Origin of the sequence: Sneathia sp. DSM 16631 (genome assembly GCF_014892235.1) — a bacterium.
GTDB classification, from domain to species: domain Bacteria; phylum Fusobacteriota; class Fusobacteriia; order Fusobacteriales; family Leptotrichiaceae; genus Sneathia; species Sneathia vaginalis.
This window is the reverse complement of record NZ_JADBHL010000010.1, coordinates 1-12,777: the sequence shown is the minus strand read 5'-3', so window position 1 is coordinate 12,777 and position 12,777 is coordinate 1. Positions and strand designations below refer to the sequence as shown.

10 protein-coding genes and 1 pseudogene are annotated in these 12,777 nt (G+C 27.3%); all 11 read left to right on the top strand.

Going from position 1 to position 12,777, the window contains the following annotated elements:
• The first annotated feature begins 1 nt into the window (after position 1).
• Complete coding sequence (locus tag IMK15_RS04755) at positions 2-895, top strand: LysR family transcriptional regulator (protein ID WP_046328821.1); 894 nt, start codon at positions 2-4, stop codon at positions 893-895.
• Between the two features lie 4 nt (positions 896-899).
• Positions 900-2,054: a MalY/PatB family protein gene (locus IMK15_RS04750; RefSeq protein WP_192942078.1), complete on the top strand. Its 1,155-nt coding sequence runs from the start codon at positions 900-902 to the stop codon at positions 2,052-2,054.
• Between the two features lie 147 nt (positions 2,055-2,201).
• Positions 2,202-4,364, top strand: coding sequence for a hypothetical protein (locus IMK15_RS04745; RefSeq protein ID WP_192942077.1), 2,163 nt, complete (start codon positions 2,202-2,204; stop codon positions 4,362-4,364).
• Positions 4,365-4,487: 123 nt separating this feature from the next.
• A complete protein-coding gene (gene ruvC, locus IMK15_RS04740; RefSeq protein WP_192942076.1) occupies positions 4,488-5,054 on the top strand; it encodes a crossover junction endodeoxyribonuclease RuvC in 567 nt (188 codons plus the stop codon).
• A gap of 9 nt (positions 5,055-5,063) precedes the next feature.
• Positions 5,064-5,522 (top strand): tRNA (cytidine(34)-2'-O)-methyltransferase, encoded by a 459-nt coding sequence (locus IMK15_RS04735; RefSeq protein ID WP_046328818.1) that lies wholly within the window; start codon positions 5,064-5,066, stop codon positions 5,520-5,522.
• 9 nt (positions 5,523-5,531) lie between these two features.
• Positions 5,532-7,403, top strand: coding sequence for a methionine--tRNA ligase (gene metG / locus IMK15_RS04730; protein WP_192942075.1), 1,872 nt, complete (start codon positions 5,532-5,534; stop codon positions 7,401-7,403).
• The gene (locus IMK15_RS04725) at positions 7,400-8,635 is read left to right on the top strand and encodes a hypothetical protein (RefSeq protein WP_192942074.1); all 1,236 of its coding nucleotides are present in this window, start codon (positions 7,400-7,402) and stop codon (positions 8,633-8,635) included. The genes metG and IMK15_RS04725 overlap by 4 nt, the downstream gene beginning before the upstream one ends.
• Before the next feature lie 8 nt (positions 8,636-8,643).
• Positions 8,644-9,495, top strand: a complete 852-nt coding sequence (locus IMK15_RS04720; protein WP_192942073.1) for a TlpA family protein disulfide reductase — start codon at positions 8,644-8,646, stop codon at positions 9,493-9,495.
• A gap of 91 nt (positions 9,496-9,586) precedes the next feature.
• Positions 9,587-11,803, top strand: coding sequence for an anaerobic ribonucleoside-triphosphate reductase (nrdD, locus tag IMK15_RS04715; protein WP_226869209.1), 2,217 nt, complete (start codon positions 9,587-9,589; stop codon positions 11,801-11,803).
• Positions 11,800-12,366: an anaerobic ribonucleoside-triphosphate reductase activating protein gene (gene nrdG, locus IMK15_RS04710; protein ID WP_192942072.1), complete on the top strand. Its 567-nt coding sequence runs from the start codon at positions 11,800-11,802 to the stop codon at positions 12,364-12,366. The genes nrdD and nrdG overlap by 4 nt, the downstream gene beginning before the upstream one ends.
• Positions 12,367-12,642: 276 nt before the next feature.
• Positions 12,643-12,717: pseudogene (locus IMK15_RS04705) on the top strand (IS200/IS605 family transposase); the annotation flags it as partial.
• Between the last annotated feature and the right edge of the window lie 60 nt (positions 12,718-12,777).

Here is a 12,777-nt window from a genome sequence, read left to right as displayed (position 1 = left end):
TGTGGATCTCAATAGTTTGAAGGTGTTTTATGAAGCGTGTCTTGCTAAAAGCTTTACAAAGGCAAGTCAGAAGTTATACATTAGTCAATCAGCAGTATCTATACAAATAAAGAAACTAGAACAAAGTATGGATGTTCAACTAATTGAAAGAAATTCAAAATCTTTTAAATTAACAATAGAAGGTCAAAATTTATTCAAAATGGCTCAAGATATTTTTGAGAGAGTAGATAGAATGGAATGTGTTATGAAAAGATTAATAACTGAACAAAAAAAGAAGATATTAATCGGTGCAACTCATAATGTTGGTGAACCAATACTACCTACGATAGTTAAAAAGTATTTACAATTAAGACCTAATGTTGAATTAGATATATTTGTAAAAAACTCAGCAACCTTATACAAATACTTAAAAGAAGGAAAGTTAGATGTAATAATAACGGAAGACTTGTATATTAAAGACGATAGTATAAGGGTAATTAATACAGATGATTATCCTTTTGTAATAATAGCACCAAATGAAATTGAAAATTATGAAGATTTAAATAATATATATTATCTAAAGCGTAATGCAGAACAAACATTGCTATATATAAATAAATTTGAAGAAAAAATTGGAATAAATATTGAAAAAATAATGAATGTAAATGGTAGTATAGAAACAACCAAAAGATTAGTAAAAATGGGTGTTGGATATGCTGTATTACCATATTATTGCGTACATGAAAATTTAAAGTATAACGAATTTAAAGTAATGTATAGATTTACAAAGAGCTATAATAAGTTTCAAATTATGTATATGAGAGATAATACAACTAATGATTTGATAACAGATTTTGTGTCATTTGTTAGAAAAATAGATATTAGAAGTTCACTAAAAGATATTAAGAAAGTGTAAGAATATGGAAGAATTTAATTTTGATGAGATAGTTAATAGGGAAGATACAAATTCCTCAAAATATGATGAAGCATTTGACTTATACAAAAGAAAAAACTTAGATATATTATCTGTTGCTGATATGGAATTTAAAACAGCAGATTGCATTAAAAAGGCAATAATAGATAAGGTTAATAAGGGGATATTAGGTTATACAAGTAGACCTAAAAAATATTTTGAATCTTATGTGACTTGGTATGAAAAAAATTATGACTTTAAATTTGATGTAGATTGTATGGTGCACTGCCCTGGTGTAATATCAGGTATGAGAGTTGTAATAGAAACATTTACAAAAGAACATGATAAGATATTAATATTTGAGCCTGTATATGCTTCATTTAAAAGAATAGTAGGAAATACCAATAGAGATATTGTAATAAGCAAGCTAAAAAATGAAAATGGTAAGTTTGTAATAGATTTTGATGATTTTTATAGAAAAATACGAGATGTTAAGGTAGTAATAATATGTAATCCTCATAATCCATTAGGTAGATCTTGGACAAGTGAAGAATTAAAAAAGATTGCTAATATTTGTAGGGAGTATAACGTTCTGGTTATATCAGATGAAATACATGCAGATTTAACCTTATTTAACAACAAACACTATGTTTTTAGACAATATTATGAAAACACAATCACCTTCATATCTAGTACAAAAACATTTAACTTATCTGGAATACAGGCAAGTGTATGTGTTTTAAGAAACAAAGAAGAAGCTAGTATATATTTTGATGAATGGAGAAAAAAAGATATATATAGACCTAATGCTATAGCAATAGAAGCTATTATGGCAGCACATAGAGGGGCAACATTATGGCTAGATAACTTAAAAAAATATATAGAACAAAACCTATTATTCATAGATAAGTTTTTAAAAGAAAACTTACCTAATGTTAAATTCTTTATTCCAGAAGCAACATACCTTTGCTTTATAGACCTTAGAAGTCTTGGTATATCAGAAAAACAAATGCAGGACATTTTAGTGAATAAGGCCAATTTAGTGGTAGTTATGGGTAGTGTCTTTGGAGAAAGTGGAAAGGGTTACATTAGGTTAAATGCAGCCTGTAGTAGAAAGAAATTGGAAAGAGTATTAAAAAATATGTTAAAAGCCTTGGGATAGGCTTTTTTTTAACTGAAAAATAACTAAAAAAATTTTTTGTAGATAATGATAATAATATTAAAAAAAGTGTAAATATAACTAAAAAATAACTGAATAGAGCCTCTAGCAATAATGAAAATCATTTGTTATACTTCGCAGGGAGGTATTATGAAGGAGAAAATTTTTATTTTATTATTATTATCAAATTTTGTGTTTGCAAATGAGAGGAAAAATTTAAGAATAGATTTTAAGTCAAATGCAGAATTTAATATGCCAAAGAGAGGTAAGCTTTGGTTTGCACCATCAATTAAGTATACATTAGCAGATTTAACAGTTAGTAGCTTAGATTCAAAATGGAAATTTAACGTAATGTTAAAAGGTAAAAGAAGTATAATTACAAGTAAAGATACAGCTTTTGAAAGTGAAAGTTTATATGTACAAAATAAAGAGTACAAGCCAGAGGAAATAACAGAAAAGACTAGTAATTTTTTTGGAGATACTGAAATAAAATACGAGGTTTGGCATGGTACAAAATATGCAAATACATATAAGTTGCCAACACCACGTTTAGGAAATACTAATTCAGTAGAACAGGCAATATTTAATGATGAAAAACAAATTCATCAACATAGTCATGAAGACCCTGATCATGATCATGAACATACTCATGAACATACTCACGAACATACTCATGAACATAATCATTCAAATGTTGAAAATAGACAAGATTTAAATATATTGTCATCTAGATACAAAAAATTAATAAAGAAAACAAATGATTTACAAGCAAAAGCTTCTGTGCAATATTTTAATGGATTAAATGGATTTAAGTATACACAATATTTAACATCATTTTTAGAAAAAGATGACGAAGTAAGAAGATATGGTGGAGATGGAATATTAGAACTAAAAAATACCAATGTTTTTAATGATAAATACTCATTATCATTTATTCCAAGACTTTATACAAGAAAAATTTTCAAACCACTAGCAGTAGAACTAGACACAGATTTTAGGTATAAGTATAATGATGATACAGTTATAGGGGCGTATGTGTATAATGGAATGCAATTAAATAATATTAGTGAAAGATTAAATTTTAAAAATAGAGTTGAATTATTTTATGATAAAAATAAAGAAACCAAAAGATTCCATAAATTTTACGAAATATTAGATCATGAACATGAAAAAATAGATCAAATTAAATTATCTGTTGCATACACTCACAAAGGGAATTACTTAAAAAATCAATTTTTAAAACTTACAGGTTTACAATTTAATAAAAAAGATGATAAACATCAAGTAGATATAGGTTTAAAATATAAGAAGACTAATTTATTAATAAAAGATTTAGTATTTGAAAATGAAACTAAATTTAAATATAGATATGAAACAGAAAAAATAAGTGATGGTACATATTCTGTAAGTAATGAGTATAAATTTGAAAATACAATTGATAGAGATATTATGATAAAAAATGGAAAAATAAATGGAGCATCACCACATGAATTGGTTGATAAGAAGATATATAAGACAAAAGATGGATATGAAGTACATAGAGTTTTTGAAACTATAAGAGAATACAAAGAGAATGAATTTGAAAATAAAGTATCAAAGAAAAAAATTAGATATTTAGAAATAATTAAAGCTATACCATCAAAAAATCAAAAATTAGTTATAGACAAATCAAAGACAAAGAATAATATTAATATAAAGAATGATACTAAAATAGAGTATAAAAACTTTATGATAGAAAATAAATTAGACTATTCAACTTTATTAAGCAAAGTAGAACATAATGTTAAAAATAAAGTGAAAATTTCTTACAAAAAGGAAATAGGTAAAAACGTAATAATAACACCGTATTTAGAAGATGAGGTATCACATTATTCTAGTAAAAATGATTATTATACAATTAATAGTTTTAAACCAGGAGTAGATATAAAATATATATATGATAAAATAGAGGATATAAAACTAACATTTGGTTTAGATACAGCATATGAAATAATACAAAGAAAAGCACCTGAGAATAGACTTTTAGGTAGAAGAGAGAATAATAATTATTATAATAAATTTCCAGATTTAAAAAATCAGGTTAAAAATGAAGCAGACAAATGGGTATATGGAGCTAGTATAAGTTTTAAACCTTATGCACAAGTTGACTGGAATATAAATAATAATTTAGTGTTTAAAGTAAATACTGAAGTTCAAATGAAAAAAGAAAAAACTGTTGTAGCTACATTTGATGGATACTATCCAGCATCTAAAGAATTTGGCTATATAAATGCAAATGCAAAATTAAAGTGTTCATTAGAATATATACGTTAGTGAAATTTTTGTTTGGAATAAAAAAAATTATTATAAAATATATTGCACCATGTAATGGTGCAATTTTTTAACTTTTATATACATTTAAATAGTATTATGATATAATACAAAGAGGTGATTTTAATGAGAGTATTGGGTATAGATCCAGGTACAGCTATAGTTGGGTATTCAATTTTGGATATAGAAAGTGGAAAGTACAAGCTAATTGATTATGGTTGTATATTTACTGAACAAGATTTACCTATGCCCAGAAGATTGGAGATAATATTCCAAAGATTAGATACGATTATTAAATTATATAAGCCAAGAGAAGTTGCAATTGAAGAATTATACTTTTTTAAAAATCAAAAGACTGTAATAAAAGTAGGACAAGCAAGGGGTGTAATAGTTCTAGCTTGCCAAATGAATGGTTTAGATATATTTGATTATACGCCATTACAGGTAAAAATGGGAGTTACATCATATGGTAGAGCAACTAAAAAGCAAATACAAGAAACTGTAAAAATGATATTAAATTTAGATGAAATACCCAAACCAGATGATGCAGCAGATGCAATTGCAATAGCTATAACACACATAAATAATAGGAATATCCCAACTACAACAGGGGCTAGAGTTAGAAAGAATAATTTTAAATCTGGACAAAAAATCAGCTTAGAGGAATATAAGCTACTAATGAATAAGAAATAAGGAGAAAAAATGCGTATCGTTTTATACCAACCAGAAATTCCGTATAATACAGGGAATATTGGTCGTACTTGTGTATTAACTAATTCAGAACTACATTTAATAAAACCATTAGGATTTGAATTAGATGAAAAGAAAATAAAAAGAGCAGGACTTGATTATTGGCATGATGTCCAATTATTTGTATGGGAAAGTTTTGAAGAATTTTTAGAAAATAATAAGGGATGTAGAATATTTTATGCTACAACTAAGACTGATACTCGCTATACAGACGTCAAGTTTAATCAAGATGATTTTATTATGTTTGGTCCTGAATCAAGGGGTATACCTGAGGACATATTAATGGAAAATCCAGAAAGATGTATAACAATACCTATGTTACCTTTGGGAAGATCATTAAATCTTTCTAATTCGGTAGCAATTATTTTATATGAAGCATATAGACAAACAAACTTTAATTTTTATAACTAAGGAGGATACATGAAATACATAACAACACCTATATACTATCCAAATGCAAAGGCACATATAGGAACAGCATATACAACAATATTGTGTGATACACTTGCAAGATATGAAAGATTATACGGACAAGAAGTTAAATTTTTAACAGGTACTGATGAACATGGACAAAAAATACAAGAATCAGCAGAGAAAAATAAGGTGACACCACAACAATGGGTAGATAAAATGTCAAAAGATTTCATTGATTTATGGAAGGCTTTATCTATATCAAATGATGACTTTATACGAACAACAGAACAAAGACATATAGATACAGTGCAAAAGATACTACAAAAAGTTTATGATAATGGTGATATATACTTAGGTGAGTATAAGGGAAAATACTGTGTATCAGAAGAAACATTTGTAACTGAAAGTCAATTAGTTGATGGGAAATATATGGGTAAGGAAGTAATAGAAGTATCTGAACCATCATATTTCTTTAGACTATCAAAATACGCAGATAAGTTACTTAAATACTATGAAGAACACGATGATTTCATTATACCAAAACAAAGAAAAAATGAATTGATTGCGTTTATAAACCAAGGGTTACAAGACTTATCTATTTCAAGAACATCATTTAATTGGGGTATACCAATTAATCTTACAGAAGAAAAGAATCATATAGTATATGTTTGGTTTGATGCGTTAACTAACTATTTAACAGGTGCAAAATATGGGACAGATGAAGAATATTTCAATCATGTTTGGAATAATGGAGATATTTATCACTTTGTTGGTAAAGATATTTTAAGATTTCATGCAATAATATGGCCTGCAATGCTAATGTCAGCTGGTATAAAGTTACCTGACCATATAGTTGCACATGGTTGGTGGACAGTTAATGGTGAGAAGATGAGTAAGTCTTTAGGTAATGTAGTAGATCCTATAGAAGAAGTAGAAAAATACGGTGTAGATGCCTTTAGATATTTCCTATTACGTGAATCAACACTAGGACAAGATGCAGATTATTCAGAAAATCAAATGGTATTAAGAATAAATGCAGATTTAGCTAATGACTTAGGTAATTTATTAAATAGAACACTAGGTATGCAAAAGAAATACTTCGGAGAAGTAGTTAAAGAATCAGGAGAAAGAACAGAAATAGAAGATGGTATATATAAACTATATAACGAAGTATTAAAAGATGTATATTCTAAGGTAGAAGAAGCAAACTTTTCTAAAGCATTAGAATCTATATGGAAGTTAATATCTAGAATGAATAAGTATATAGACGAAACTATGCCATGGAGTTTATTTAAAGAAAATAATCTTGATAGACTAAGAACAGTAATGTATACACTATTTGATATGATATACAAGTGTAGTTATTTAGTTTCTCCAGTATTAATTGATTCAAGCAAAAAAATGCTAAATCAATTAGGTGTTGTAGATATTAAGACAAATATATATGAAATTGGTGACTATATGCCTAATACTAAGATAGGAAATGCAAGCCCTATATTCCCACGTATTGAAAAGAAAGAAAAGGAATTTGATGATGAATTAAAAATACAAGATGCAATAAATATAGATGATTTTTCTAAGGTAAAAATATCTGTTGTTGAAATATTAAAAGTTAGTGAAGTAGAATCATCAGACAGATTACTTAAGTTCATAGTTGATACTGGTAAGGAAAAAAGACAAATATTATCAGGTATAAAGCATTATTACAAAGAACCTAAAAAGTTAGTTGGTAAAAAAGTCTTGGCAGTTCTAAATCTAGAACCAGTTAAGTTAGTAGGGAACATTTCTCAAGGTATGTTACTTACAACAGAACAAAAAAAGAATGTTAGACTTATAGAAATTTCTGATGAAGTAAAAGTTGGTGCTAAAGTGAAATGATAAAAAAGATATTTATTTCTCTTTTATTACTTTTATGTATGTCATGTTTTGACTTTAATAATAGGGAAGGGAAATATTTAGATTATATAGAAAGTGGTATAATTTCTTTATATAATGGAGATAAAGACTATATCAAATACTTTGATAAGGCGTATTCTCAAAACCCTAGTGATGATTTATTATACAAGGTGGTGAATAATCTACTAGAGTATGATGAATTAGTTAAGTTTTATAGTACAAAAAAAGATAAGTGTTTGGGTTATGATTATTATATAAACAAGAACTTTGTAAAGGCAAAAGATAGTGGTAATGTGCTTGCTATAAAGGCCTTGTATGAGCAGTATTACTATAATTTTGAGTTTAAAAAGGCATATAATATACTTACTAAGTGTAATGTTAAGAGTGATGAATATATATATAAGGTGTTGGATAAAAATAAGGATGAGTTTTTTGAAGTTGAAGAGATATATAACAAGATGAAGGATAAAAAAGCGAGTGATGATGAAAAAGAAAAATTTAAAAACTTCGTTATTACTTATCCTGTAGACTATGAAATTGTTTATGATGTCTTAAAAGACGATATAGAAAAGAATGATGAAACGGCTTTGTTTATAAAATACCTTACCTTGGATAAGGATAGTGTAGTGTCAAATCAAATTTTAAATAAATTAGTTAGTATGAATTTTGGACCTGCAATAGAAGAGTATGTTAGTGTTAATAAGATAGATAATCCTAGTGTAGAATTGCTAGATAAGATGAATAAGTATGCAAAAAGGGCCTATGCGATTTTACTTTCAAATTGTGTTGAATCGGGTAATATATCAAATATTAACTATATTTTATCAAATGTAGATGATAATCCTAAAAATTGTATATATATTGCAGATTTTGACTATTATTACAAAGACTTAAAAACTGCGTATAATGAATATTTGAAAGCATATAGTTATGGGTTTGATATAGACTATGTAGTATATAGATTATCGGATATAGCGAAGAAGATAGGAAAAGAAAAAGAATTTCTAAAATTAACAAAGAATTATACTGGAGAAAATGAATATATCATATTAAAGATGAGATATGATTTATCAAAAGACAAGCTAGAAAAAAAGAGAATAGCATTGAATATGTGGATTACAAATCCTAAGTTAGCAGCAAGCTGTTTATTAGAATTATCTAAAAATGATAAAAATATTGCGTGCTATACTAATATATTAAAAATGTATAAGTGAGAGTGAATATGAAAAAAATTTTATTATTATTTACAATATTTTCTGTATTTTCATTTTCTAATGAATGTAGCAGGAATAAATGTATGATAGAGAATAAAGTGGTGGAAAATGAAAATAGAATTGTAAATGATCTAGATTACAATAAACTAAAGAATAAATATATTGTATATGGCTCTATACATTGTCATGTTTGTGTATCTGAATTTAAGCATATGCAAGAAATAAAGAATAAGTATAAGGATATGGCAAATATTGTAAGCGTAATATATCCAAATGAAGCAAAAGAAAAAATAGAAGAATACTTCAAAAAGAATGGATATAATTATGATGTTTACTATGACAATAATGGTGATATGGCAAATTATATGGGTATTAAATATGTACCTATGATATATAAGTATGATGGTGAGAAGAATAATATAGTAGAGCTAGATGATGAATATTTCACTACTAAGACTTTCTATAATCATGAAAAATTAAATATTGATAAAGCTGTTAGAGAAAAATTACAAGATATTAAGGTAAAGGATGATAAGGGAGAAGAGTATAGATTATTAGATATAGTCTCTAGAAATACTTTAATAATCTACGGTGCACCTTGGTGTTCTGATTGTGTAAAAGAATATGAAAGACTAAAAAAAATAAAGGGCAAGAGAAAGTTAATCTATTTGATACAACCAACTAAGTATACTTATGAAGAATATCTAAATTATTCTAAGGGTAAACCTAATGTTTACTATATCTTAAACGATGAAATAAAGAGTAGATTTAACCTAAAGTGGATACCTAGTGTACTAGAAGTTAAAGATAATTTATTTACAAATGGCTTTATTGGAAATGATGAATTTAAGGTTAAATAAGGTGTAAAAATTTTTTTACACCTTTTTTGTTGCTTTAAATAGGTATTAGATAATCTAGTTAAAAAATGCAAGAATTTCATATAAAAAAAAGATGACAAAATACATTAATTGGGATATAATATGGATATATTGTGAAAAGGTTGTGGGAACACCACAACATATAGTGAAAGGTGGATGTACAGTGTTAGTAAAAAAGCGTGATGGAAGAAAAGTCCAATATGATGAAAACAAGATAATCAATGCTATAAATAAGGCAAATGCAGAAGTTACAGAAAGTGAAAGAGTTTCACATGAAAAAATATTAGAAATAGTATCTGAAGTTGAGAAAACTCTAAAGAATAACTTGACTGTTGAAGGAATACAAGACTTTATAGAACAAAAGTTGATGGAAGATAATAAGTATGTATTAGCTAAAAAATATATAATATATAGATATAAGAGAGCTTTAGTTAGAAAGGCAAATACAACTGATGATTCAATATTAAGTTTAATAAGTAATAAGAATAAGGAAGTTGGAGAAGAAAATTCTAATAAGAATGCAAGCGTTGCCTCAACACAAAGAGACTTAATAGCAGGAGAAGTATCTAAAGACTTAAGTAGAAGAATACTTTTACCTGAAAAATTAAGAAAAGCTCATGATGATGGTGTACTACATTTTCACGATATGGACTATTTTTTACAACCCATATTTAATTGCTGTTTGATAAACATTAAAGATATGTTAGAAAACGGAACTGTAATGAATGGTAAGCTAATTGAATCACCTAAGAGCTTCCAAGTAGCTTGTACTATTATGACACAAATTATTGCAGCTGTTGCAAGTAGTCAATATGGTGGTCAATCTGTAAATATTAAACACCTAGGAAAGTACTTGAGAAGAAGTAAAGAAAAGTACTTAAAACAAATAAAGGAAAAATTTGAAGGTGAATTAACAGAAGATTTATTAGAAAAATTAGTGGATGAAAGATTAAAAGATGAATTGAAATCAGGTGTACAAACAATACAATATCAAATAAATACTTTGATGACTACTAATGGACAATCACCATTTGTTACATTATTCCTTGAAATAGATGAAAATGATCCATACAAGGAAGAAGCAGCAATGATAATAGAAGAAGTCTTAAAACAAAGATATGAAGGTATAAAAAACGAAAAAGGAGTATATATTACACCAGCATTCCCTAAATTAGTTTATGTTCTAGATGAATGTAATTGCTTAAAAGGTGGTAAGTATGACTACTTAACAAAACTTGCTGTAAAATGTAGCAGTAAGAGAATGTATCCAGACTATATTAGTGCTAAAAAAATGAGAGAAAATTATGAAGGTAATGTATTTAGCCCTATGGGATGTAGATCATTTTTATCTCCATACAAAAATGAAAAAGGTGAATATATATTTGAAGGTAGATTTAATCAAGGTGTTGTCAGCTTAAATCTTGCACAAATAGGTATATTATCAGGGCCTAATGAAGATGAATATATGAAATTGTTAGATGAAAGACTTAATTTAGCTTATGAAGGTTTAATGGCAAGACATAATAGATTGATGGGAACACTATCAGACATATCACCAATACACTGGCAATATGGTGCAATTGCTAGACTGAAAAAAGGTGAAAAAATAGATAAGTATTTACTTAATGGATACTCAACAATATCATTGGGATATATAGGGCTATATGAAGCATCAAAACTTGTTACAGGTCAAAGTCATACAACTAAAAAGGGACTTGAATTTGCGTTGAAAGTTATGCATAAATTAAGAGACGCTTGTGATAAGTGGAAAAAAGAAACTGGTATAGGATTTGGGCTATATGGAACACCAGCAGAATCTCTATGCTATAGATTTGCTAAAATAGACTTAGAAAGATTTGGAAGTATAAAGGATATTACTGATAAAGGATATTACACAAATTCATATCACGTAGATGTTCGTGAAAAAATAGATGCAATGAGTAAATTTGAATTTGAATCACAATTCCAATCTATCTCTAATGGTGGAGCTATATCTTATGTAGAAATTCCTAATTTATCAAAAAACCTAGAAGCAATAGAAGAAGTGGTTAAGTTTATGTATGATCACATACAATATGCAGAATTCAACACTAAGTCAGACTATTGTCATGTATGCGGATATGATGAAGAAATAATAGTAAATAGTGATGGTGAATGGGAATGTCCACAATGTCATAATAAGGATCATGGAAAGATGAATGTAACTAGAAGAACTTGTGGTTACTTAGGTGAAAACTTCTGGAATGAAGGTAAAACTAAAGAAATTAGTAAAAGAGTTCTACATCTATGAATTATGCTTTAATAAAAGAAATGGATGTTGCAGATGGACCTGGTATAAGAACGTCACTTTTTGTTAGTGGTTGTAAGCATAAATGTAAAGGTTGCTTTAATGAAGATATTTGGGAATTTGATACAGGTAAAGAGTTTACTTATGATACTATAGAATATATTGTTAAATTGTTAAAAAGAGACTACATTAAAGGGCTAACTCTTTTGGGTGGTGAACCATTAGATCCAGATAATCAAGAATGGGTGTATAAGCTTGTAGTTAGAGTGAGAGAAGAAGTGCCTAATAAGACAATATGGTGCTATACAGGGTACACATATGAGTTTGTTATAGGGTATATGTATAAGAAATTGCCATATACAAAAAAACTTTTAGATTTAGTTGATGTATTAGTAGATGGTAAATTTATACAAGACTTATTAGACCTAAAACTACAGTTTAGAGGTTCAGCCAACCAAAGAGTTATAGATCTTAGAAAAACTGAAAAGGAACATAAGATAATTTGGGCACTTGGTAAGGAAGAAGAAGCTAAGTATAGGAAGAGAAAACAAACAAATAATATATAATATGTGAAAACTGTATAATTAAATTTCGTCTTGATTTTATTAAACAAAATGATATAATATACTTGAAAGAGATATATAGGTCTCGCTCTAGGCTGTGCATGAGTGGTGTAGTTTTCACGCTAGAAATAAAAACATATGGCTTTTAAAAAATTTAAAAGTAGTGCAGGTTGTTTACAGTTTTTGAAACAAAGAATTGAAAAAATTCAAAAAACTATAAGACTAGATTTAAGAATTTATTGAATCTAGTTTTTTTATATAAAAATAGGAGTAATAATAATGATGTTGGATAGTAATTCTCATTCAGTATTCTTACTGTATTATCACTTAGTTCTTGTTGTAAAATATAGAAGAACAAGGACAAAGGATTAAATAATTTTGAGGGATGTGGACTGATGAAACAGCTAAAAGCAT